16 protein-coding genes are annotated in these 25,073 nt (G+C 66.6%); 8 read left to right on the top strand and 8 right to left on the bottom strand.

Going from position 1 to position 25,073, the window contains the following annotated elements:
- The first annotated feature begins 1 nt into the window (after position 1).
- The 4 genes from DEJ16_RS02815 to DEJ16_RS02800 are packed head-to-tail and all read left to right on the top strand — an operon-like array spanning position 2 to position 5,125.
- The gene (locus tag DEJ16_RS02815; protein ID WP_110823466.1) at positions 2–1,477 is read left to right on the top strand and encodes a sugar transferase; all 1,476 of its coding nucleotides are present in this window, start codon (positions 2–4) and stop codon (positions 1,475–1,477) included.
- A complete protein-coding gene (locus DEJ16_RS02810) occupies positions 1,477–3,000 on the top strand; it encodes a lipopolysaccharide biosynthesis protein (protein ID WP_146232790.1) in 1,524 nt (507 codons plus the stop codon). The genes DEJ16_RS02815 and DEJ16_RS02810 overlap by 1 nt, the downstream gene beginning before the upstream one ends.
- The gene (locus tag DEJ16_RS02805) at positions 2,997–4,088 is read left to right on the top strand and encodes a polysaccharide pyruvyl transferase family protein (protein WP_181419424.1); all 1,092 of its coding nucleotides are present in this window, start codon (positions 2,997–2,999) and stop codon (positions 4,086–4,088) included. Before DEJ16_RS02810 ends, DEJ16_RS02805 begins: the two co-directional genes overlap by 4 nt.
- Positions 4,085–5,125 (top strand): glycosyltransferase family 4 protein, encoded by a 1,041-nt coding sequence (locus DEJ16_RS02800; protein ID WP_110823469.1) that lies wholly within the window; start codon positions 4,085–4,087, stop codon positions 5,123–5,125. The genes DEJ16_RS02805 and DEJ16_RS02800 overlap by 4 nt, the downstream gene beginning before the upstream one ends.
- A 394-nt stretch (positions 5,126–5,519) precedes the next feature.
- On the opposite strand, the gene DEJ16_RS02795 is transcribed toward DEJ16_RS02800, so the two are convergent.
- The 5 genes from DEJ16_RS02795 to DEJ16_RS02775 all read right to left on the bottom strand — a co-directional run bounded on the left by DEJ16_RS02795 (position 5,520) and on the right by DEJ16_RS02775 (position 11,587).
- Positions 5,520–6,701, bottom strand: coding sequence for an acyltransferase (locus tag DEJ16_RS02795; protein ID WP_110823470.1), 1,182 nt, complete (start codon positions 6,699–6,701; stop codon positions 5,520–5,522).
- The gene (locus DEJ16_RS02790) at positions 6,661–8,157 is read right to left on the bottom strand and encodes an O-antigen ligase (RefSeq protein WP_181419423.1); all 1,497 of its coding nucleotides are present in this window, start codon (positions 8,155–8,157) and stop codon (positions 6,661–6,663) included. Before DEJ16_RS02790 ends, DEJ16_RS02795 begins: the two co-directional genes overlap by 41 nt.
- A gap of 388 nt (positions 8,158–8,545) precedes the next feature.
- Positions 8,546–9,514 (bottom strand): glycosyltransferase, encoded by a 969-nt coding sequence (locus DEJ16_RS15440; protein WP_146232788.1) that lies wholly within the window; start codon positions 9,512–9,514, stop codon positions 8,546–8,548.
- Positions 9,515–9,522: 8 nt separating this feature from the next.
- Entirely contained in the window at positions 9,523–10,392 is an 870-nt protein-coding gene (locus DEJ16_RS02780; RefSeq protein ID WP_110823473.1) for a glycosyltransferase, read from the bottom strand.
- Between the two features lie 100 nt (positions 10,393–10,492).
- Positions 10,493–11,587 (bottom strand): glycosyltransferase, encoded by a 1,095-nt coding sequence (locus tag DEJ16_RS02775; protein WP_110823474.1) that lies wholly within the window; start codon positions 11,585–11,587, stop codon positions 10,493–10,495.
- A gap of 282 nt (positions 11,588–11,869) precedes the next feature.
- Between DEJ16_RS02775 and DEJ16_RS02770 the strand changes: the two genes are divergently transcribed.
- Entirely contained in the window at positions 11,870–13,690 is a 1,821-nt protein-coding gene (locus DEJ16_RS02770) for a DUF4012 domain-containing protein (RefSeq protein ID WP_110823475.1), read from the top strand.
- Between the two features lie 451 nt (positions 13,691–14,141).
- Positions 14,142–14,714, top strand: coding sequence for a sortase (locus tag DEJ16_RS02765; protein WP_110823476.1), 573 nt, complete (start codon positions 14,142–14,144; stop codon positions 14,712–14,714).
- A 269-nt stretch (positions 14,715–14,983) separates the two neighbouring features.
- Here the strand turns inward: DEJ16_RS02765 and DEJ16_RS02760 are convergent, their stop codons facing one another.
- The 3 genes from DEJ16_RS02760 to DEJ16_RS15650 form a co-directional block, all read right to left on the bottom strand.
- Positions 14,984–15,337 carry a hypothetical protein gene (locus tag DEJ16_RS02760; protein WP_110823477.1) on the bottom strand — a complete coding sequence of 118 codons (354 nt, stop codon included), beginning with the start codon at positions 15,335–15,337 and terminating at the stop codon, positions 14,984–14,986.
- Positions 15,334–16,494, bottom strand: coding sequence for an ATP/GTP-binding protein (locus DEJ16_RS02755; RefSeq protein ID WP_258365778.1), 1,161 nt, complete (start codon positions 16,492–16,494; stop codon positions 15,334–15,336). Before DEJ16_RS02755 ends, DEJ16_RS02760 begins: the two co-directional genes overlap by 4 nt.
- A 71-nt stretch (positions 16,495–16,565) precedes the next feature.
- Complete coding sequence (locus tag DEJ16_RS15650) at positions 16,566–17,105, bottom strand: VanZ family protein (RefSeq protein ID WP_181419422.1); 540 nt, start codon at positions 17,103–17,105, stop codon at positions 16,566–16,568.
- 286 nt (positions 17,106–17,391) lie between these two features.
- On the opposite strand from DEJ16_RS15650, the gene DEJ16_RS02745 reads away from it, so the two are divergent.
- Positions 17,392–17,715, top strand: coding sequence for a hypothetical protein (locus DEJ16_RS02745; RefSeq protein ID WP_110823478.1), 324 nt, complete (start codon positions 17,392–17,394; stop codon positions 17,713–17,715).
- Between the two features lie 382 nt (positions 17,716–18,097).
- Complete coding sequence (locus DEJ16_RS02740) at positions 18,098–24,874, top strand: Ig-like domain-containing protein (RefSeq protein WP_181419421.1); 6,777 nt, start codon at positions 18,098–18,100, stop codon at positions 24,872–24,874.
- Positions 24,875–25,073 lie beyond the last annotated feature (199 nt).

The following is a 25,073-nucleotide window of genomic DNA, read 5'->3' as shown; positions in this document are numbered from 1 at the left end:
GATGGCGACCATGACCGCGGGCGCGGTACGGGTCTCAGCATCGACGGGCTCCACCGAGGCGTGGAGTAGGTCCTACTCGCGCCGCGTCCTGGTCACGGACCTGTTGGCGCTCTTCTGGGTCGTCTTCGGCGTGCAGATCGCGTGGCTCGGGCTCGACTCGAACCTGGCGACGAACACCGCCGACCTGCGCCTCAGCTACACCGGGATCTCGATCGTCGTGATCGCCGTGTGGATGAGCGCCCTGGCGCTGTACGACACCCGGGGGCACCGCGTCATCGGCGTCGGTAGCACCGAGTACCGCCTGGTCGCCGACTCGAGCGTGCGCGTCTTCGGGGTCCTGGCGATCGCCGCGTACCTGCTGCACGTGGACCTGGCCCGCGGGTACATCCTGATCGCCTTCCCGGTCGGCATCCTCGTCCTGCTGCTGTCGCGGTGGATGTGGCGCCAGTGGCTCGTCGCCGAGCGGAAGCGGGGGAACTACTCCGCCAAGGTCCTGCTGGTCGGGTCGACCAGCAGCGTGCTGCACCTGGCCCGTGAGCTCGGCCGGTCGCCGGAGGCCGGCTACCGCGTCGTCGGTGCGGCTGTGTCAGCAGGGACCCGAGGCGTCCTGCCCGGCTCGACCGTGCAGAGCTTCGGCGGGTTCGACGACCTGACCGAGGCCCTGGCGGAAACCGGTGCCGACACCGTCGTAATCACCAGCGCCGACGACCTGCCGCCGGAACGCGTCCGTCAGCTCAGCTGGTCCCTCGAGCCCGGTCGCCAGCACCTGGTCGTCGCGCCGAGCCTGACGGACATCGGTGGCCCCCGCATCCACACCCGCCCGGTCCAGGGCCTGCCGCTCATCCACGTCGAGACGCCGACCTACTCCGGGCGGAAGCTCTACACGAAGCGGGCGTTCGACCTGGTCGGGTCGACGGCGCTCATCATCGTGCTGTCGCCGGTCCTGCTCGTCCTGGCCCTGCTGGTGAAGCTGACGTCGCCCGGCCCGGTGTTCTTCCGGCAGGAGCGCGTCGGCCTGAACGGCTCGACGTTCCGCATGATCAAGTTCCGGTCGATGGTCGTCGACGCCGAGGCCCGGCTGCAGGAGCTCAGCCAGCTCGACCGTGCCGAGGGCAACGACGTGCTGTTCAAGATGAAGAACGATCCGCGGGTGACCCGCGTCGGGGGCTTCATGCGGCGGTACAGCCTGGACGAAGTTCCACAGCTCTTCAACGTGCTCATCGGGAGCATGTCGCTTGTGGGCCCCCGCCCACCCCTAGCTAAAGAGGTGGCGTTGTACGACAAGCACGTGCATCGTCGCTTCCTGGTCAAACCAGGGATGACGGGACTTTGGCAGGTGAGCGGACGGTCGGATCTCTCGTGGGAGGACTCAGTTCGACTCGACCTTTTCTACGTCGAGAACTGGTCGACCATGGGTGACGTCGTCATCCTCTGGAAGACCTTCAGAGCAGTCGCAGCCAGCGACGGAGCCTACTGATGGCGGAGAAGGCAAACAGCCCTCGACGCAGTCGGGGTCTAGTGGGGGTCCTCAGCAGTGCAGGAGTCGGTGTCGCGGCGCTCGTCGCGGGCATCGTACTCATACCGATCATCATCCACTCGGTCTCCGCGGAGAGCTATGGCGTATGGCTTGTCATATCGGCGGTGGCACAATACCTCAATTACTCGGATCTCGGTGTTGGCACAGCCATCGTGCACTTCGGATCGAGGGCTCGAGCTGGCGGCGAAGAACGTAGTCTTGGCGACTTCCTGCAGGCAGGACTCATCTGGAACGCGATGGCTTCAGCGATCGTCCTTCCAGTGTTCCTCGTATTCGCCTGGCTGTACGTTTCGTCGACCGGAGCGCAGAATGCTTTGGAGAGCGGCGAGGCAGTGCCTCTGCTGATCATCGGCCTCGTGATGGTCCTCATGCTCCTGCTCAAGCCGTACGGGGCTGCATTGACCGGAGCTGGGTTACTGCCGCTTGAGCGCAGTAACCAGGGCATTGGCGTTGTCGCTCGAATAGTCATGACTCTCGTGGCTTGCTTCGTCTTTCAGAGCATAACGCTCGTGGCCGTCGCCGAGACTCTCGCGGTGGTAGTCCCTGCTGTTCTTTCCCTGGTGTCCGTTCGTCGTCGTAAAATTGCCGTCATGCATTGGTCGGGGTTCCCGAGCACCACCCTCAAGTACATGCTCGGGTACAGTGTTCGATCCTTTTCCGTCAACGCGGTCGGTGCTCTATTGCTCCAGTCCGGAACCATCGCTGCAGCTATCACGCTTCGTCCGCAAGACGTGACTTATTACAACGCCGCTTTTCGGATCTACAGCAGTGTTCGTCAGCTCATCGGGTGGGCCAATGATCCGTTCCGTCCTGCTCTCAGTAGGCTGAGCGTCGGTTCACCCGCCGCCGCGTCGAAAGCAATGCTGTCGCTTTCTTTCGTCACCCTCGCTCTTAGCGCCGTAGGCTGTGGAACTCTCATGATTGCGTCTACCGATATAGTCGAGTTGTGGCTCGGCACTCAAGTTCCGGTCGGTGCAATCGCAGCCGCACTGGTGATACTCCTCGCCGGTCTCACTTTCAATGCGGTACATCTGCCCTTGATTCCGGCCGCAGACGCCGCAGGGCGGCCCGGGGTATTCCTCATGCCTCAGGTCGTTTGGCTGATATTGACCGTGGTCGGCTCAGTGATCCTTGGGTTGATGGCAGGGCTGCCTGGGATTGCAGCCGGGTTCACCCTGCCACTGCTGTTCGTCGAGCCGTATTACCTACTAAAGGGAAGTCGCACTCTCGGGTTTCCCCTGCGCCGCTGGTTCACCGTAGTCGCACTTCCCGTGGCTGTCATCGTAGGCGGAGCGGCCATTGGAGCGGCTCTGGTTCTCGCAACGATGGCGATCCTGGGAAGCGCACCATCAGGAATTGGGGTAGCGGCGGGCTTCATGGTCAGCGCTTGCCTGACAATGCTGTTGACACGCAGATGGCTGCCGCTGAGCAGCTTCGTCGCCCTCGGAAGGCTGGAATTGTGAGTACGACAGGGGATGATCGCTGTCAGGATCGTGCGGGACTCGAACAAGTTCGAGCTGAAGCGCTGGAAGTGCTTGGACGCCTATTGAGAGGCCAACGGACGGTAGCGCTGCTCGACTTTCCGAATCATCAGAACGTCGGCGACTCCATGATCTGGCTCGGCGAGGAGCAGTACCTAAGCGACTTGAATATGAACATTGCATACATCGCCGATGCGCAGCGTTACTCGCCTGAACTTTTGAACAAGCGAGTTCCGACCGGGCCGATTTTGCTTCACGGGGGCGGGAATTTCGGTGATCTGTGGCCGGAATTCCAGGACTTCCGCGAGCGGGTGATCGAAGACTTCCCAGGGCGAGAGATCATTCAGCTACCGCAGTCTATTCAGTTCGGGGACGCGCGGGCCGCTGCTCGGGCAAACGCGGTGTTCGGCGGGCACGGCATGTTCAATCTTCTCGTGCGAGACCAGGAATCGTATGAGAGGGCGCAACGCCTGCTGCCCGACGTGGCGGTGCAGTTCTGCCACGATTCCGCGCTCGGCTGGCGGCCGCTGCCCGGTAAACCAATGAAGAACAAAACTCGGATGTTAGTTCTCGCACGGCAGGACCATGAGAAGGCGTTGGGAATCGCGGAGCTTGCGCACCCTTTTCTCCAAGCCGATGACGTGGTGGTCGACTGGGGCTTGTTCGGTTCTTCAGCGGTATCGTGGCGCGTGGCACGGATTCCACTGGGCCTCGCGCGGATCTTTCCGTCGCTCGGACGTTCCTCGCTGTACTACCCGGTCGTTCGATCTGCTTACAAGAAACTGGCTCGTCTGAACGGTCAGGCGGGCATCCGACTCTTTCGGGCAGCCAGTGGAGTGGCTACAGATAGATTGCACGCGCATGTTCTCGCAGTGCTATTGGGACTGCCTCACGTGATCGCCGATAATAGCTATGGGAAGATCGGCGGCGTGCTGCGAGCTACAACGAGCAAGATCGGAGACCACCGCCTCGTGAGTGATCAGGAAGAGGCAGAAGCGGCCTTCGCGTGGCTGCTGAAGCGAATCAGTACGGGGAGTGCTGAAACCGCTTCGACGGGAGGCAGTTCATGACCGAGGCGCGAGTGACGATCGTTTTCGCCAAAGGCGCCGATGTTGTTTCGTGGAAGCGTCGGCACGACGAGGGCGAGGTGCCGGACAGCTGGCCGTATGGCCTGGAGAAGCTGCGAGCGAGCTTCCCGTCCCTGTCCTCAGCCGAAGTTACAGATTTGCGCGTTGCGTCACTTGTCCGCGCCTTGCTCAGACGAAAGCCTGCGAGAGCCGACGATCGCGTCACCGTGAGCTGGGAAGAGGACGTCTCGCTGAGGATGCTCTATCAATACCCATCCAGTATCGCGTTGAGCGGAGTCATCTGGGCGACTGACCGCGCTGGGGCAGTAGGCATGTTCAAGCGTGCGCTCGCCAAGCGTGTTCTGCGAAGGATGGATGTTGTTTGGACCTTGAGCCGGCCGCAAGTTCAAGCCGTGAAGCGGTGGCTTGGGCCAGGTGCGCCACCAGTCCGTTACTTGCGCTTCGGAATCGACGAGAAGTTTTTCGAGCAGAGACCGTACCCCGAGCGTCCTATGATCCTCAGCGCGGGGGGAGATCGCGACCGCGATCCCGCGACACTTTTCGAAGCCTTGGCGATTGTGCTCGAGAGTCGTCCAGACGTGGAAGTGGTCGTTCAGACCTCGTCGCGACTGAGGCCCCCTCCGGGAGTGAAGACCGTCCCGCGGATGAGCCACCGGGCGCTCCGCGATTTGTATGGACGCGCTTCGATCGTCGCGGTCGCCACGAGGCAGAACCTTCACGCTTCTGGCATGACCGTGGCGTTGGAGGCTATGGCGGTCGGGCGCCCCGTCGTTGCGACGAACACACCCGGGATGAGTGACTACGTGCGGCACGGTGAAACGGGCCTGCTTGTACCTGCGCTTGACGCCGCCGAAGCGGCACAAGCCTTACTCGCTCTTCTTGCAGATCCGGCACGAGCACGGGTTATGGGGACAGCAGGGCGAAAGCTCGTCGAAGCGAACTTCACCTCCTCGCGCATGAACGCTGCGCTTGCTGGCTTTGTGACGAATGTGGTAGAGAACAAGGAAGCTGCGCCGTGAGGGGTGCCTCTTGAGGGTGAAGGTACTGTAGTTTTCGGTGGGCGACCGAGAATTCGGTATTTTATTCTGGTCGTTGCGCAGCAGTTGGCGCTGGTCGACCCTTGATGCTTCGCTCAAGCGGAGGCATATGAGCTATACGGCCCCATGCAATTGCGATACGCATGCCCTAATCGGTGGTTCAGTCATATGCAGACTCTCGGGCATATCAACGAAACCTTCTACTCCGTAACCGCTCGGTCCGCTCCAGCACCCGCCTGGGAGGAATCGATGCGTTGCGAACTCGATCCGAATCGCTGTGCGGTGAACGGCATGTGGGAACCGTAGATGCCAGCGCCGGGTCCGGATGAACGGCATTGGGTCGACGACGCCCTCCGTCAAATCGACGACCCGTCCGTCAAACGTGCCCAGCGGTACGAAGGCTCTGCTGGTGGCTGGTCATAAATCGTCTCTCAACCAGGCAATGGAATGCGTAGCTGGCGAGTCCGGCAATCGGGAGTGCAATACAAGCCAACAAAGCGAACCGGACGACGAGGGGCATATGAATCGGTAGCAGGATCATATTAGTGATCCCGATGATCGGACTGTGTATCAGGTACAGGCTGTAAGACCAGTTGCCAGCCTGAACCAGGGGGCGCCACTCGAGCATCCGGTGCACCCTTGTCTGCTCACCGTCAACGGTCCGCTGGGCCAGCCATGTCAAGAGGAGCGCAACCGCCGCGCCGACGGCCGTCTCACTGAGCCATGCGAACCGGTGCATGGCGCCAAAGGCTGCAGCAGCAGGCAAGAGCGTGACGAGCATTGCCGCTACGACGTATGAGCCACGCACCCGGACCGTGCCGCGGTACGCGTGCGAACCCGCCGCCATGCCCAGCGCAAACAGCCCGAGGAACCAGTAGTGCGCCGCGTCGACTTGGGGGAGGAGAAAGTGCACGGCCCAGCCGATGAGGATCGCAAGGACCACGGCGACGCGTCCACCGAAGTGGCGCCATACTGGGAGAAGAAGCAACGGCATCGCAAAGTAGATCTGCCATTCTGTCGCCACAGACCATGCGGGTCCGTCGATCTGGTACACCCAAGTGGGAGATAGATTGTGGAGCATCAGCGCATGGGAAATGATGCCATCGATGCTCACCGGGACCTTCGAATCCCAGGCGGTCCCAGTTTTCTCGTTCAGCCCCGGGATGATGAGGATCGCGATCAAAAAAGCCACTATGGCTGCGTAGTAGGGCGGTAGGATGCGTCGAGCGCGGCGCGTCAGGAACTGCCCGATGCCGCCTCGTACGGTGAATCTTGCCGTCCTCGCGACGGGCAGCATCAGTACAAAGCCGGAAAGTACAATGAAGACGGCGACGGCGAAGTCTCCGAGGTTCAGGATCTTGAAGAAGACGGGTAATTGCTGGTTCTGCTCGGAGAGTCCCGTGTACGTGTAGGTGTGGAATAGAGCGACACCAATTGCGGCGACCGCCCGAAGCCCATCGGCGAATTTGAACTGGGCTCGGTTACCTGTCAACACAATGGAGAAGTTAGCACGGCGGCTACAGGCCAGCACGGACTGACTGGAGTTGCGATGCTTCATCGCCTATCTCGATCGTTCGTACGCCCGCTTCCCGTCCGCGGACTACGCAGCCGTACACGGCACCGATTATCACACCTACTGCGAGACTGCCCCCGTTGTCGGGATCGTTGACGAAGGGGGCGAACGCCAGCGAGGCGAGAAGGCCGAGACCGGTTGAGGAGAGCATTATGCCAACCCGAGATCGTCCCTTCGCTACAGCCACGACGGGCACCAGAACCGCCAACAGGAATATCAGGAGCCCGACGGCGCCGGCCTTGACTAGTGTCCATAGGTAGAAGTTGTGAGCGTAGAACTGCCCCTTTGTGGCCGAGAAGGAGCCGACCGGTCCGTAGGGCGGGCGGTATGCAAATCCGAGGCCGTGCCCGAAGACAGGCGCGTTTTGGATCGCCTGGAGGGCGTAGCGGTTCTCGCTCTCCCGAGCGATGGCGGAGGAGTCGAGACTGATGGCCGTTGAGCCGAGCCCTTCGACCACGCGAGTAACGAAGCCCTGCACCTGCGTGACGATGTACGTCGTGCCCGGCAGCCCCGCAGCTGCACCGAGTGCAACCAGTCCGGATACCGCGGCGATTGCCAGCAACAGTTTCAGCACGGCTGCGAAGCTACGCTTGTTGCCAGCCAGCAGCAGAGCGAAGAGAGCGGCAGCCGCAATCGCAAGCACGCTGTTCCGGGAGAAACCCAAGCCAGTTATGAGAAGTGCTGGCACAAAGAATGGAAGCGCGAGACGGAAGCGGCCCATCATGAACAGCGCGACGCACGCGCAAACCACCAGCACCGCAACCTCCGACGCCGGGGTGAGAAGCCGGGTGGCGCTACTCGACGTGCTGACACCATTGATGAAGACCAGGCCTGCGTCCTCGCTGCGGCCGACCACTGAAAGCCCGGAGACGGATGACACCAGCGTCACCGCGGCAGAAATCCAAAGGCTAACGAGCAGAGCCCGGAGTACTGGCGTAATTAGTGAGCTTCCGAACACCACTGCCGCGACGACCGCACACAGCGCGACATTGATGAGCCCTCGTGCGTCGCCGATGACTTCGATTCCTGGGTATCGCTGTATAACGCCGGCGGCGCCCCAGGCGACAACGATGACTACGAGCAGGGACACCCGCAAGAGCACGCCGCTGGCTGGCTTGCGCCCGAGGAACGCCCAAGCAGCGGCGATGATGAGCGCTGGTTCGTACGAGAAGATCGTTGTCGGACCGATCTGAAACTGGTACGGGATGAACGCGGGGAAAGTCGTCAACCCAAGGAAGATCGTGGCGTAGATCGACCAGTGCGGACGAGCTGCGAGAACCAGCAAGACGACGACGACTGCCACAACGATCAGGGCGATCAGCGGACCTACCAGGACCGTGAGTGTTAAGACCGCGACAGCCGCGACGACTGCAGCAGTGTGGAAGCCCACCCTGTTCTTCAGTTCTTGTGCGATGCGAGCGGCGGTGGTTTGATCCCCCATGGTGCTCATCCTGGCACATCACTGGTCTCCCTTGCGCTCCGATCGGCGCCCCTCGTCCCGAGACTCGCTCGCGGACCAAAGCGAAGCCAACAGACGCCAGCGGAACTTCGCCCCGTGTTAGCCGCCGCCTAGAGCTGCAGTCGCGCCGGTTGGACGGCGGCGGGATGCGCTGCCCGTGTCCAGCGTCGTGCGATCGCGACGGGCGCACCCTGCGCTTCCGCGCTCCGCCAGGCCTCTACCCGTTGTGTTGCCTACTGCCCACACAATCCGTTGTTACTGATGGTATGGCGCGGGCCGTTCAATCATTCTCTCCGGGCCAGTTGTCCTCCGCTGGTCCTAATCGCTCGCCGAGGGTAATGCGAGTAATGCGACCCGAGGTGCCTGAGCATCAATCCCGCGCACTCATGTGTGCATTCCATTTAGCGACGGTCGTATTCCGTTCCGAAACCCCGAGTTCGAGGATGGCCTCCCGCGGCATGTCGAGACCGCTTTGCACTGCACGCACCCATTCCTCGTGTCGAGATCCCGCCAGGAGCGAAGGCGCGCTCCTGAGCAGCGCAGAAAGGGAACTGTCCGCCGGGCCCACAACGGGAGTGCCGAGTTCGAGACAGCGAACAGCTATACCGCTTTGATAGAACCTTCGGTACGGAATGAGTACCGTCCAGGCGGAGGAGATCAACTCTTCCATCTCGGCCTCGCTTACAAAGCGGCTATCGATCTGCCAGCCGGTCACTGGTGGCCAGCCGCGGCCCGTCACCGTAAAGTCGGCATCCGGGAAATCGCGAGCGATGGCGGTCATGAGGTCGGTATCGCGGTCGGCCTTGTACTGCCCAAGCACACGCACAGTCGGACGCGTGGCGCGGACACGCGGGCCCCGGGTCTGCGGAGGAAGGATCGGGTGCGGTAGGCGAACGACTCTAGCGCTCGGCGAGACCGCCTCAACCGCTTGAGCTGCTTGCTCGCTGTGCACGATGATGCGGGCGCGATTGCCAATGGATCGCAGTGCGAGTTGGCCTAATTTCCCGGACCCTACCGACTGAACCAGCGGAACCGGGTCGTGGATGACGATCCACGCCTTAGGGGCGATCAGGGCAGCCAACAATGTGTCCAAATAGCCAAGCGTAGGCCAGGTTATGATGCACTTTCGTTCCGTCTCCAGCTTGCGATCGTGGATTCGAGTTGACCACAGTGCCGCGAGATGGTGTTTCAGCCAGTCGAGGCGGGTGCCGCCTCCAGCGGAGGGTTCAGGGAATTCGACCAGATCGATTTCCGCACCGGAGGCATCGAGGACACTCACGAGTTCTGCTGTGTAATGCTTCAAGGCTGCGCCGAGTGGATTGATGATGAGGGTCTTCATCTTGATCCTTAGATACGAGCCCTGAGGCCATCGAGCGTACCGCTGAGCGCAGAGGCTATCGGCTGGAGTGATCTCTTCCGGACGACCTGAGCGAGTGTCGATCGACAGACTAGTGCGGGAACGAGGGCGATTCGCCAGCGGTGGCCAAGTAGTCGATGAAGGACGATCAAGTTGCGACTAAAGTAGTAGATGGGTGTTCCATTCGAGCTTTGTTCCACTCGTGCTTCGGGAACGACAACTACCCTTAAGCCGTCACGACGCAATCGTTCGTGTAACTCTACTTCCTCGATGTACATGAAGAATAGTTCGTTGATCCTGTGATGCACAAGCGGATCAGCGCGGTAGAGAACGAAAGCGCCATCCAACCAGCTGCGATCGAGGGTCGCAGGGAACGTCCGTCGGGCGAATTCGGCGTAGCTGGTCTTGTGGTCATGATGCTGTGGGATCCCGCTCACCGCTGCGAATCTTCCGCCGGAGGACCAAATCAGCGCTTTGCCGTCTGCTTCCACGGTTAGAACGGGACCAGCGGCCCCCACCGTTGGGTCGTTGTCGAGGGCGGAAGCGAGTTTGGCGACGGCGCCCTTCTCTATGACGACCTCGTGCGTCGCGACCAGAATGTAGTCAAAGCGGCGCGCCTCGGCCAGTGTCTGGACGCCCAGGTTGACCGCCGCTCCATAGCCTTTGTTCTCTACGGCAATGAGCGTTACACCAGCAACGAGCGACGCGCGGAGCGACTCCAACTGCTCTGGTTCCTCGCTGTTGTCGATGACGACCACATTGGCCGCAAGTATGCCTTCACCCAACAAACTCGAAACAACGGCTCCGACTGTGTCGTAGTGTTTGTGATGCACGACGACGGCACCGATGTTGTTCTTCATTGCCCCGCTCCTGATTCCGTCGCGCCAAGCTGATGTAGTCCGATTGAGAGAAGTGCGAACGGGGGGCGATCGGGGTGCTTGCGTGATGAGTCGAATCGCGTCACTTTCGCAGTAAGGCTGTCAGCGCCGCTTCGTATCGGGCGCACACAGATTCCCAGCTGTACGCCGCCCTCGCCCTTGCAACTGCTTTCAGTCCCAGTTGATCCTTGTCCTCGGAGGCCATCAGGTTGGATATAGCTTCTGCCATACGCCTCGAATCCAACTCTGTAAATTGGCCGGCGTCCCCGAGCACCTCACGGTTGTACACGGTGTTTCGTGCGACGACGGGAGCGCCGCTAGCCATCGCCTGAACGAGGGCGGGATTCGTTCCGCCTACGCTATGACCGTGAAAGTACACTCCGCTGTGCTGCCAAAGGGACTTAAGTCGGTCATCGCTGCTCACGTGCCCGAGCCAGTGGATGTTGGGTGAAGAAGACGCGAGTTCGGATGCGACCTGGTCGAGAGTCCCGTTGAAACCATCGCTTCCGACGATCACCACGGGCCAACGCTCCGCTATCGTTCGGGCCGCTGCAAAGAACTCGTTCACACTGTTCTCGGGTACGAACCGCGCCACGTAGAGGACGTATCCGCGGTGTTGTAATCCTGGTTGGAGCGGAAGCTCGTCGTGAGGGTCTCCACCGTAGGGGATGAACGTTCCACTGACGTCGAAGTCCACTTCCCAGCGACGGGCGATCTCTCGCGCATCGAACACGAGGTTGTCGGCCCAGCGAGCAGACATCCGTGCTCCGCCTCGGAAGACAGCCTTAGCTGCTCGATTCCACTTTGCTCTGTCCCACTCGATGCCGTCGACATTGAGCAGGGTAGGGATGCCGCGCGCTTTGAGCGCTGGCAAGAAGTATCCGTTCGCAACGTTCATGACGAGGGCGACGTCAGGCTTCTTGAGCAGCGTAGCCGCGGAAGCAGTCGCCCCGAACGAGAGCGTGCTCAAAGACTTCGAGTTCACGCCTCTTGTGTACCTGCTGATCACCCGACGGTCGCGGTCGGGGTCGCTCTCAGCGACCGCGCCCTTACGGCCGTAGGCCGTGACGGACCATCCTGCGTCGACCAAGTACGGTGCGATGCGTCGCACAGCCGTCTCGAACCCGCCGTAGTAGCTCGGGTAGCCGCGTGTGCCGATGATGGCGACTGAAGGCACGGCGCTCTCCGCTCTAGTGTCCCAATGAGTATCTACACCCTAGGGCCTGTTCGGAGGATCCCTCACTGCGCGCTTGTCAGTCGCCACGGCTGACCTGGGGGTGCCCTTGGCCTCGCGGACCTTCTCGCCGACAGCAGGTGTTCACCGTGTTAGCCGAAGTGTCGAAGGCCGACGACAGCCGTTCGGCCGAGGGCGCCTAACTCGACGTACCCGCGCCCTGATCCTGCGCGACTTTGTGGGCTCGAGGGTCAGTACCGGCTTCACCAACCCTAGGATTGCCACATGTCCGACCTGCCCGAGTCGCGACGCACTGCTGCACGACGTGGGTTCAGGGCCCGGATCGTGCTGTGGATCGTCCTTGCGCTCGTCTTGCTGCTGATCTTCGCTGTCGCCTGGGTAGGCGCAAGGGGACTGCTCGCAAAGCGCCACCTTGAGCAATCGGTCGCGCTCGTAAGCTCGCTCCGCTCTGAGATTGCTGAGGGGGATGATGCCGCCACGCGGCGAACAGCAGAGCAGTTGGTAGACCATGCGTCATCGGCGCGGAGATTGACTGCTGACCCGATTTGGAGTGCTGCGCAGCAAACTCCGTTCTTCGGCTCGAACCTCCGAGCGGTGCGCGAGATCGCGGCAGTCGTGGATGACGTGGCGACAGGGACAGTGCAGCCGGCCGTTGGGATTGTCGGAGATATCGGTGGAGACGCTTTCGCACCGAAGGACGGGCGGATTGACCTGCAGCGCCTCATCGATGTGCAGCCGTTGATCGGGGAGGTGACCAAGTCCCTGCAGGTGGCCTCTACGAGGGCGGACGCAATTGACACTGGTTCGACGCTCTCGCCTGTGACTTCTGCGGTCAACCGGTTGCGGAATGCTCTTGAGCCCGTCTCGCAGCAGGCTGCCACAGCTAACAAGGTCGTTCAGCTCGCGCCGGCCATGCTCGGACACGACGGCGACCGTGACTACGTCCTGCTCTTCCAGAACAACGCCGAACTGCGTGCCGGTGGGGGGATCCCGGGAGCCGTCGCCCTGCTGCAGGTGAAGGACGGGGCGATCAGCCTCGGCAACCAGGCTGCGGGTTCGTCCTTCGGGCCCTACGAAAAGCCGGTTCTGCCGCTGTCTCCAGAAACAACGAGCCTGTACGGCGACATCACCGGGCGGTACATGCAGGACGTCAACCTCACGCCGCGCTTCGACGTCACGGGTGCGCTCGCCCGGGAGATGTGGAAGCAGAAGTTCGGGCAGCAGGTGGATGGTGTCCTGGCGATCGACCCCGTCACGCTCGGCTACATCCTCCGGGCGACCGGTCCGGTGCAGCTGCCGACCGGGGACACGCTCACGTCGGACAACGCAGCGAAGCTCCTGCTCAGCGACGTCTACGCCAAGTACCCGGACCCGGCGGTGCAGGATGCCTTCTTCGCGTCGGCGGCGAGCGCGGTCTTCGAGAAGGTGTCGAGCGGTGGCTTCGACACCAAGGCGTTCATCGGCGCGTTGACCGACGGCACGAAGGACGGGCGACTCCGGCTCTGGAGCGCGGACGAAGCGGAGCAGAAGCAGATCGCTGGTACTGCGGTTGCCGGCACCCTGCCGACCGCGTCGGCGGAGACACGCGAGTTCGGCGTCTACCTCAACGACGGCACCGCCGCGAAGATGGACTACTACCTCGACAAGAAGGTTTCGGTCGGAAGCTCAGTTTGTCGGAAGGACGGCCGTCCGACTTCTGTCGTCGAGGTGACGCTGAAGAACACGGCACCCGCCGACGCTGCAACGAGCCTTCCGCGTTACGTCACCGGTGGCGGCGACTTCGGCACCGAACCCGGCAAGATCAAGACGCTCGTTGCGGTTTACGCTCCCAAGAACGGCATCTACCTCGGGGCTTCGCAGGACGGCAAGGGCGCGGCCCTGCAGACCGCGACGGACGGCGAGCATCCGGTGGCGCAGATCCAGACGCTGCTCGCGCCGGGCCAGAGCACGACCTTCCGCGTCGCGTTCCTCGGGGAGGCGAAGTTCGCGAAGGCCGGAGTGCAGGCGGAGTCGACGCCCGGCGTCCGTCAGACCAAGGTCGAGCCGCTGCAGTTCGACTGCGCCGAGCCGGTCCCGGTCGGCTGACGGCGGCAAGTGCGCGGACTGTAGGGCACTCGATGACCGCTCTCCTCGCATGGTGAGACGGCGTTTCGCCGAACTACGCGGGCGATCGTGCCCCCAATCCGGGGGTGCTGGTTGGCCTGAGCAAGCTCCTAGCGGATACAGCTGGTGCCGTGGTCTCCACAAGAGATGGGCGTCGTGAACGTCATGGCCCTCGTGACCTGGGGTTCTCCGTCTCGGGAATGAGGTGCGCGACGCACAGGCGTTCGCGAGCACCTGCTCGCTGGGAGATGACCCAGCCCCTGTTCACGAATTCGTTGCACGAAGGGTGGCAACACTCTGTGAACATCCGCTACATTGAGGGAACTTCGCCAATCGCACGTGCCATGTCTGTGGTCACGGGGGGATTGACATCTGCGGAGGCAGGGCTCTGGTATCAGGGTCTGTCGGATCAGATCACTAGGGGAACCACTTCATGAAGAAGCTCATCGCCGCGGTCGTGCTGGCTGGCGCCGCACTGCTCGCAACTCCGGCCGCTGCCAACGCAGCTGGCTACGCTCCCGACTCGGACGTCTCGATCTCTGGCAACTACGTCGCCGGTGGCATCGTCGTCATCAACTTCAGCGAAGGCGCCTTCCAGAACAACGAGACGGTCAACGTCCAGATCACCGGCGCCGGCGTCAACGACGCCACGCTCGGCGCCCTGCCCGTGACCACCGTCTCGAAGGCCTACACGGCCGGCGCCGACGGCTCGCTCCCCGTTCGCGTCACCCTCCCGGTGGGCGGCTCGGGCAGCTACAACCTGACCGCCACGGGCGCCACCTCCGGTGTCGTCGGCGTCGCGTCCTTCACCATCGCCCCGGCTGACGTTGCTGCTGGCGCTGGCAACGGCACGGGCACGGCTGCCAACGGCACCAACGGTTCCCTCGCCTTCACCGGTTCGACCGTCTCCACCCTGGCCCTCTGGGTCGCCGGTGGCGCCGTCGTCCTCGGTGGCGGCCTGCTCGTCGTGCGCGGCTCGGTCCGTCGCCAGCGCGAGACTGTCTGAGCTACAGCTCACTGAGCGAGACCCCCGGAGCCGTCAGGCTCCGGGGGTCTCGTCGTGTCCAGGGGGCTACGTCACGTCACGACGAGGAGGATGCCGACGACGCCGATGACGGCGAGCGGCGCGACCACCCAGAGCCACCAGGGGAAAGCGGAGGGACGACGGTACTGTCTGCGATTCGGGTTCACACGCCGACCGTAGGGCGGTGAGGTGTCCGGCGGACGGACACTGCGCCTCCTGGTAGGTGCACGCGGAGGATTCTCGGCTGGCCGTCACACGTCGGACACAGCGGCGGGCGCCTTCGGCAACTCCCACACCTCTGCGTACCGCTCCCGCACGAGCGGCCAGACCTGCGCGACCGCGTCATCGACGGACCGCACCGAGTCGCTGAGCGGCGGGGTCAGCACGAACTCGTGGGGGATGGGCCGCCCGGAGCGGTCCCGGCGCCCTTCAGGATCGGGGAAGCGCACGGCGAGCATCCCGGAACGACGGCGGACGACGGCGGGCACGTCACGCACCCCGTCGAACGCCTGCTCGTAGCGGGCAAGCGGGTCCTGCCCTGGCTGCTCGGTCGACAGGAACCGGAAGCCCCACGTGCGACCCCGGGTCGCCCAGATGAAGCTCACGACTCACCCCGGCGCAGCACGCGCTGCTCGACCCCGCGGTCCAGGTCCTCGGCGAAGCGTGCGAGCACGCGAGAGGTGAACTCCTGCTCGGCCACCGCCTCGTCCTTGATCTTCGCGACGCGCTTCGTGGCGAAGCTGACGGCCCGGGAACCGATGCCGCCACCGATCCAGCCCGCAGCCGCACCGACGAGCGGGGACTTGCCGTAGCGCGAGGTCGCCAGGAACCCGACGACGGGCCCGACGAACTTCAACAGCTGCTCCGCTACCTGCGCCCCGCGCTGCCGGGTCGTCGCCCACTTCGCGAAGCGCTCGAACGGCAGCATCGCGGTGATGGGCAGGAGCAGGTCCACGCCGGTGCGGGTCGTCACGTCGATGTTCCCCGGCTCGAACTTCGCCGACGACAGCAGCAGGAAGTCCTCACCGACGTCGAGTGCGTCCGGGTCCTGCACGAAGCTTTGCAGCACGTCGCGGAGTTCGTCGAGCTCCCCGCCGGCCTTGCCGATGACGAGCTCCCGGAACGCCTCGACGTCGATGTCGGGCAGCAGGTCCGCCTTGGAGAGCGCCAGGGTCCAGATCCGCGGGAAGCGGGTGAGCCGCTTGCCGTCCTCGAGCACGTCGTCACGAAGGGCGTAGAGCCCGGTGTGGAAGTCGGTGATCAGGGCCTTCAGGTAGCGCTCTTCCTCGCCGGTGTGCTCGGCGAGGAGCTGCCCGTCGACGAGCAGCACGGCGACGTCGGCGCTGAGGAGCGACCGGAAGGTCTCGACCCGGCGCGCGGCCTCGTCGGCGGAGCTCGGATCCTCCTCGAACCACTCGCCGGGGTAGTCGTGCCACACGATCCGCAGGGGCTTCATCGCCTTCTGCCTCGACCGGCCCTTCGGCAGGGAGTCCGCCGACGGCTCGATGACGAAGCGGTACGAGGTCGAGGCGAACCGGGTCGGGCTGGGCACGGTGTCGCCGTCGCGCATGCCCAGGTAGTTGCGGTGCAGCGTGCGGCCCTGTGCACGGTCCTCGGCGGTCACGGCGAACCGGTTCGATCGTCGGACGCTCGGCTCCTGGGCGGAGCCGTAGAACGACGAGAGCAGGACGGTCTTGCCGCTGCCACTCCCGCCGAAGACGGCGATGTGCTGCTCCACCATCGGGGTGCTGTTCGAGGCCATGCATCGACCGTAGGCGGGGGCACGTGCGGAGAGGCTGAGCCGCCCTCGAGTGGATGAGCCGCGAGCGGCCGTCAGCGCCGTCGCCGCGCGGCCACCCCGAGCAGCACGACTCCGAGCAGCGCCCCGACGACGGCGCCCATCGTGTTCGCCACCACGTCGTCGATCGTCGCGAACCGTGCCGGCAGGAACAGCGCCTGGCCGGTCTCGATGGCGGCGCCGACGAGCAGCCCCGCCGCCGCGCCGGCCCACCACCAGCGGGCCCCGGCGAGCAGCACGACGAGCAGTCCCAGCGGCACGAAGAACGCCACGTTGGCCAGGGACTCGAACAGCTCGTACCCGAACCAGCTCGGCGCTCCGCGTCGTTGTGCCGCGGCGACCACGCGGGCGAGCAGCGGTTGCACGCGTGCGTCGACCGGGGTGCCCCAGAACCCGATGAGGACCACCGCCACCCCGTAGCCCACGGCGAGCACCCCGGCGACGCTGCAGCTCCGCCCGGTCGCGTGCGCGCTCGTGCTGCCGTGGCGCCGCAGGGCGTTGCCGGACCCGGCCATGCGGCCGACGGGCGCCGACGGCACGTCGTGCACGCGGTCGTCCGGTCGATCAGGGGTCACGGGGAGTGACGCTACCGGGGCGGGCCTCCAGGCCGGGTCCGCCGGCCGGCGGATCTCCGCACGGGAGGCCCGGCCTACGTCCGCCGCGTTTCGTCCAGATCGCGAGTACCCCGCTTTGTCCCCTGTACCCCGGAAACGTGACGTGTTGTCCCGGTTTTCCGGGGCTCGATACCGACGCGGATCAGGAGAACCCGTGAATGCACGGGGCTGGCTGGTGGGGCGGGGACGTCCCCCGTACCGTTGATCCCGCAAGCAGATGTACCCCAGAACGTGAAGGAGCAGGGCCATGACGATCATCAGCCACGACGCGCACCAGGTCGAGGTGACCCTCGACACGGACACCGTCGACACGATCGCCGTGCTCGAGGCCCAGGTGGCCCACACTCCCTCCCGCGCCATGCTCACGTGGACCGAGGTCGAGACCGGCCTCTGGTCCGCCAACTACGGCGGCTACTTCGGTGGCACGGTCGACAAGCGGGACGGGCACTACTTCGTGTCCGACACGTTCGGCCAGTACGTCGGGGACTTCCGCTCGCTGGAGGACGCACAGTCGCGTCTCGCCGAGCGCCTGCACATCGTGCTCCCGTCCGTCATCCGACCGGTCGACTGACCGAACCCGACACGGAGCACGCAGAAGCGAAGCACCACCCGGAGGCCTGACCTCCGGAACAGCATGACCGAGGCCCCGCCGGAACACCGGCGGGGCTTCGACGTTGCCGGGGGAGGCGAGCCGGAGCGGGGACGAGGTGCAGGGCCAGAACCGGCCCGCGGGGGCCCGGTGTCCTGTCCCCAGTCCGGGGGCGTGTACCCCGTCGTCTGACACTGGTCCCCCCTACTGGGGACTCTGCTTGTCCCCATACGGCTTCAGCTTCCTGCCAGGATCGGGATCGGCGTCGGCTGCCGTTCCCCGAGTCCCTCGGGTCCTCGAACGCGCCAGGCGCGCTGTCTCGACCCGAAAGTGACCCATGCTGCCTGCTCCCCAGGGCTCCGCCGTGCCCCGCCGCACGTCCGGCCTCCGCCCCCTCGCCATGCTCGGCGCCGCACTGCTCGTCGGCGCAGGGCTCAGCACGGCGGCCACCGTCGCGACCACCGCTCCGGCCTCGGCCGCGGTGCAGGCGACGGACGGCGGACACTTCGTCTGCGACCAGAACACGCTGTACGCCTCGAACAGCGCAGGCAAGGTCGTCGCGATCGACAGCACGCAGGGCACGAGCAAGGGCTCGACCGTGGACGTCGCCGACCTCGGCACCGGGGCGAACAACGGCCTCGGCATCGCACGCGAGGGCACCGCGATGTACGCCGCGGGCAACAACACCACCGCCACGCTGCGGTCCTACGACCCGAAGACCGGGACGGCCTCGTCGCCGGTCGCCACCGACAAGGTCCGGACGATCATCCGCGGCGCGGTGAACCCGGTCACGGGCTACTACTACTACGGCGACAACGCCGGCGCGCTCCTGGCGTACGACCCCGTGACGAAGAAGGCCATCGGACAGGTCGGACAGATCACCGGCCTGAAGTCCGGCAACGGCGACTTCGCCTTCAGCTCGCAGGGGCTCTTCTTCGTCGTCGCGGCGGACAAGGTCTACCGGGTCAACACGGAGGCCGTCCCGACGGCCCCCGGCCAGACGGACCTGGGCACCACCGAGATCGCGACCCTGCCGTCGGGCACGAACAGCCCCGGCATCGCGTTCTCGTCGGACGGCTACCTCTACGTCTCGAACACGACCACCAGCGGCACCGGCACGAGCACCGTCTCGACGACCACCATCTACCAGCTCGACCCCACCTCGGGCACCCAGGTCCGGAGCTTCCCGGTCACCGGGAACTTCGGTGCGAGCGACCTCGCCAGCTGCAACTACGCCGACACGGTCACGGGTCGCACGAGTGTCGACCAGCGTTGGCACACGGGCGACCAGTTCGGCCTCGACATCACCGGCGACGGCATCACCGCGACGAGCAAGGGCACGTCCACCGTCACGACCGGCAGCGCCACCGGACTGCAGGACCAGAAGGCCGGCGCGATCCTCACGACGCCGGGCAAGAAGTACACGGTCACCCAGAAGGCCGCCGGGACCGCCGACCTGGCGGACTACGACACCACGTGGAAGGCCGTCGACGTCAACAGCGGCACCGTCGTGGCGTCCGGCACCGGCTCGACCGCCGCCTTCACCTTCCCGCAGGCCGTGGGCTCCGACGGCACCGACGTCGTCGTGACCTTCACGAACCGGATGCGGCTCGTCCGCGCCACCACCACGGCGGACACGTACTCGACCCCCGTCGGCACCGCGCTCACCATCCCGGCCGCAGGCGTCCTGCGGAACGACGCGGGCACCGGCCTCACGGTCACGAAGCACACCGACCCGGCCCACGGCACCCTGACGATGACCGCGGCGGACGGCAGCTTCGCGTACACCCCGGCCGCCGGGTTCTCCGGGACGGACCAGTTCGACTACACCGCGACCGACGGCGGCGGGCAGAGCTCGACGAGCACCGTCACCATCACGGTCACGCCGACCGCGGTGGACGACGCCTTCAGCGTGCACGCCGGGTCGACCGCCACGGCCGGCGCCGCCGACGGCGTCCTCGCGAACGACCGCGGCTCGCGCCTGACCGTCACCGGCAACAGCGCCCCCGCGCACGGCTCGCTGACGGTGGACGCCGACGGGTCGTACGTGTACACGCCGACCGCCCGGTTCTCCGGCGCGGACTCCTTCACCTACACCGCGGAGGACGGCGCCGGCGCGACCATCACCGGCAGCGTCAGCATCACCGTCCTGCCGACCGCGAAGGCCGACACCATCAGCGCGACCGCGGGCGAGACCACCACGGTCGCCGCTCCCGGACTGCTCGGCAACGACCTCGGCACCGACCTGACCGTCGCCGGGACCACCACGCCCGCACACGGCACCGTCGTGGTCGCCAAGGACGGCACCACCACCTACACGCCGGCCCCGGGCTACTCCGGCACCGACGGGTTCGACGTGACCGTCGTCGACGGCAACGGGAAGTCCGACACCGTCACCGTGACCGTCCGGGTCGCCCCGAAGGCCGTCGACGACACCGCCACGGTGGACGCCGGCAGCTCCGTCAGCACGACCACCCGCGCGACCGGGGTGCTCGGCAACGACGCCGGCGACGGCCTCCGCGTGGCGACCTCGAGCACCCCGGCACACGGCACGCTGGTGCTCGACGCCGCCGCAGGCACCTACACCTACACGCCCGCCGACGGGTTCTCCGGCACCGACCGCTTCGACTACACCGCCACGGACGCCACCGGTGCGACGACCTCGGCCACGGTGACGATCACCGTGCGACCGTCCGCCACCGCCGACGCCGCGACCACCCCCGCGAACCGGCCCGTGACCGTCGACGTGCAGGCGAACGACCACGGCACCGGACTCACCACCGCCGTCGTCAGCCAGCCGGCTCACGGCACGGTCGCGGTCGGGACCGACGGCACCGTGCAGTACTCGCCCGTCGCCGGCTCCTCCGGCACCGACTCCTTCACCTACACGGTGACCGACGCCGCCGGGCAGACCACCGGCCCCGTGGTCGTCACGATCACGGTCACCCCGGTCGCGACGGCCGACACCGCCGGCGGCAAGGCGGGCCAGACCGTCACGATCGCCGCGGCCACGCTCCTCGGGAACGACGCCGGCACCGGCCTCACGGTCACGAAGGTGACCGGTGCCGCGCACGGCACCGCCACGCTCGGAGCCGACGGCTCCGTCGTCTACACGCCGGCAGCCGGGTTCTCCGGGACCGAGACCCTCACGTACACGGTGACCGACGCCTCCCGGCAGACCACCACGGCGACGATCACCGTCCTCGTCGGACCGATGGCGATGCGCGACAGCGCCACCGTCACGGCCGGGTCGACGCTGACCGTGCCGAAGGCGACCGGTGTCCTGGCGAACGACCGCGGCTCCGACCTGACCGCGACCGTCGACCAGCGGCCCGCGCACGGCACCCTCGCGCTCGCGGCCGACGGCTCGTACACGTACACGCCCGCGGACGGCTTCTCCGGCAAGGACACGTTCACGTACACGGCGACGGACGGCTCCGGCACCCCGGCGACCGGCCTCGTCACCGTCACCGTGAAGCCGAGCACCGGTGACGACACGCTCACCACCGTCGCGGGGCAGTCGCTCGTCGTGACCTCGGGGGCCCTGACCGGCAACGACTCCGGCGTCGGCCTGACCGTCACCGCCGTCACGGACGGAGCGCACAGCACCGTCACCCTCGGCGCCGACGGCTCGATCACCGTCACCCCGGCGGACGGCTTCTCCGGCACGGACACCTTCGGCTACACGGTCACGGACGCGAACGGATCGACCGGCACCGGGACCGTGACCATGGTGGTCGCCCCCGTGGCGGCAGCCGACTCCGGCACGGTCCGGGCGGGGGAGACCCTGGCCCGCACCACCCGCGCGACCGGCGTGCTCGGCAACGACTCCGGCACCGGCCTGACCGTCGCGAGCCACACCGAGCCGACCTCCGGCGTCCTCGTCCTCGACGCGACCACCGGTGCGTTCCGGTACACGCCGGTCGACGGCTTCTCCGGCGACGACTCGTTCACGTACACGGCCACCGACACCGCCGGGACGCCCGTGACCGCCACGGTGCGGCTCGTCGTCACCCCGGTGGCGCAGGACGACACCGCGGCGACCTCGGCGAGCCGGCCGACGACGATCGACGTCCAGCGCAACGACGCCGGGTCCGGGCTCCGCACGGCCGTCGTCACGAAGCCGACCAACGGCACGGCCGTCGTCGAGCGCTCCGGCGCCGTCACGTACACGCCCGCCGCCGGCTTCTCCGGCACGGACTCCTTCACGTACGAGGTCACCGACGCCGCCGGGCGGACCACCGACCCGGTGACCGTGACCGTCACGGTGCGGCCCGTCGCGACGGCGGACACCGTCGGCACCGCCTCCGGCCGGCCGCTCACCGTCGCCGCGGCGACGCTGCTCGGGAACGACTCCGGCAGCGGCCTCACCGTCACGGGAGTGAGCGGTGCCGCACACGGAGCCGTCACCCTCGGTGCGGACGGCTCGGTCGTCTACACGCCGGAGCGCGGGTTCTCCGGGACCGAGACCCTGACGTACACGGTGACCGACGCCTCCGGGCAGTCCGCGACCGCGACGGTCCTGGTCGTCGTCGGGCCGATGGCGATGCGTGACAGCGCCACCGTCACCGCCGGCTCGACGCTGACCGTGCCGAAGGCGACCGGTGTCCTGGCGAACGACCGCGGCTCCGACCTGACCGCGACCGTCGACCAGCGGCCCGCACACGGCACCCTCGCGCTCGCGGCCGACGGCTCGTACACGTACACGCCCGCAGACGGCTTCTCCGGCAAGGACACCTTCACGTACACGGCGACCGACGGCTCGGGCAACGCGGCGACCGGCGTCGTCATGGTCCTCGTCACCCCGAGCGCCGGCGACGACACCCGCACGATCCCGGCCGGGCACCCGGTGACCGCCACCTCGGCCTCGCTCACCGCCGACGACTCCGGCACCGGGCTGGTCGTCACCGGCGTCACGAACGGCGCCTCCGGCACCGCCACGGTCGACGTGGACGGCTCCGTCACGTACGTGCCCGCCGCCGGCTGGTCGGGCATCGACCACGTCACCGTCACCGTGACCGACGCCTCCGGCAGCACCGCGACCAGCACCCTGACGATCACCGTCACGCCGGTCCTCGCCGCCTCCGACTCGAGCGCCACCGCGGACGGCGAGCTCGTCGTCCCCGCCGACCAGGGTGTGCTGCAGGGCTCGACCGGCACCGACCTGCAGGTCACCGACCACACCGCACCGGACCACGGCGCCGTCGAGGTCGACCGGGACGGCTCGTACACGTACACGCCGAAGCCGGGCTACTCCGGCCCGGACACGTTCGACGTGACCGTGACCGACGGCTCCGGCACCACCACGACCGGCACCGTGACGATCACCATCGTCCCGAAGGCCGTCGACGACACCGCCAGCACCACGGTGGGCACCCCGGTCGCGGTCGCCGTGGCCGGCAACGACTCGGGCACCACGCTCCGCGTCAGCGGCGTCGGCACCGCTGCCCAGGGCGCTCCGACGAACGGCACCGTGGGCGTCACCGGCGCGGGGACGGTGACGTACGTCCCCGCTGACGGGTTCTCCGGCACCGACCGGTTCCGCTACACCGTGGTCGACCCGACCGGCGGCACCGCCTCGGCGACCGTCACCGTCACCGTCACCCCGACGGCCGTCGACGACGTGCTGAAGACCCCCGCGGGTACGCCGCTCGCCATCGTCGGCACGACCCTCACCGGCAACGACTCCGGCACCGGCCTGACCGTCACCGGCCACGGCGACGCCCGCCGGGGCACCGTCACCACGGGCACCGACGGCGGACTCGTCTACACGCCGGCGGCCGGCACCTCCGGGACCGACCGCTTCCGGTACGAGGTGACCGACGCCTCCGGGCAGACCACCGCGGCCACCGTCGTCGTCCTGGTCGGTGCCGTCGCCGGCGACGACTGGAGCACCACGACGACGAACGGCGTCGTCCGGATGTCCGCGGCGAAGGGCGTCCTGTCCGACGACGCCGGCACCGGGCTCTGGGCGTCGCTCGACGTCGAGCCGCGGCACGGACGGATCGCGCTCGCGAAGGACGGGTCGTACGAATACACCCCGACCGCCGACTGGTCCGGCCGCGACTGGTTCACCTACACGGCGCACGACTCCGAGGAGAACACCGCCGTCGCCCTCGTCGCGATCGACGTCACCCCGACCGCGACCGACGACGCCACCCGCACGAGTGCCGGCAAGCCCGTCACCGTGCGCGGCCCCGGCGTCCTCGGCAACGACTCGGGCACCGACCTGACCGTCGTCGCCGTCGGCACGGCAGCGCACGGCACCGCCACACTCGCCGCGGACGGCACGTTCGTCTACACCCCGGCAAAGCGGTTCTCCGGCGTCGACACCGTGCCGTACACGGCGCAGGACGCCGCCGGCCAGCGCACCGACGCGACCGTCACCGTGACCGTCGGGGTCACCGCGGTCGACGACACCGGCAGCACCGTCGCCGGCACACCGCTCGCCGTCGACGCCCGGCACGGCCTGCTCCGCAACGACGACGGCACCGCGCTCACCACGGGCCTGCACCGGAAGGCCGAGCACGGCACGGTCCGCGTGCTCGCCGACGGGTCGTACGTCTACACGCCGGCCGCGGGCTTCACCGGGACGGACACGTTCGTGTACACGGTGACCGACGCCTCCGGGCAGACGACCACCGCGACCGCGACCATCCGGGTCGTCGCCGCAGCGGTCGCCCGCGACGACGAGCGCACCGGCCGGACGGGCGAACGCCTGACCGTCACACCGCTCGGGAACGACACCCCGACCGGCGGCAGCACGTTCGACACCGACACCCTGCACCTGCTCGACCCCGCCACCGGGCACATGACCGACCGCTTCACCGTGGACGGATCCGGCACCTGGAGCGTCGAGGACGGTGCGGTCACCTTCACCCCGGAGCGCGACCACCACGGCACGCTGACGGCCGACTACACGGTCCAGGACACCGCCGGACAGGTCGTCACCGCGACGATCACCGTCCGGTACCCGACCGGGCTCGCCGCCGTCGTGCACGTCGCGACGCTCGCCTTCACCGGCAGCACCGGGCTGCTCGGGCTCGGGCTCGGGGCGTTCGCCCTCGTGCTCGCCGGAGCCGCGCTGCTGCTCCGGCGGCGGATGGTCGCGCCGGTGAGCGGACCGCGTCGGCGCGGCTAGGCGCGCAGCACCGGACGGGAGGCCCGACCTCGGTGAGTCGACAGGCTCGCGGGGGTCGGGCCTCCCGTCCGTCGGCGGCGTCGCCGGGGCGGTGTCACCGGGTGGTCACGGTCTCGAGGAGGGCTTGTGGTGGTCTCGTCGGCAGCGGTAGAACGGACCGGCGTCCACGCAGTCGCGAGGGTGGCTGCGGCGCGAGGGG

The organism is Curtobacterium sp. MCJR17_055 (genome assembly GCF_003224335.1).
GTDB lineage: Bacteria > Actinomycetota > Actinomycetes > Actinomycetales > Microbacteriaceae > Curtobacterium.
This window is presented reverse-complemented; position numbering and strand designations above follow the sequence as displayed.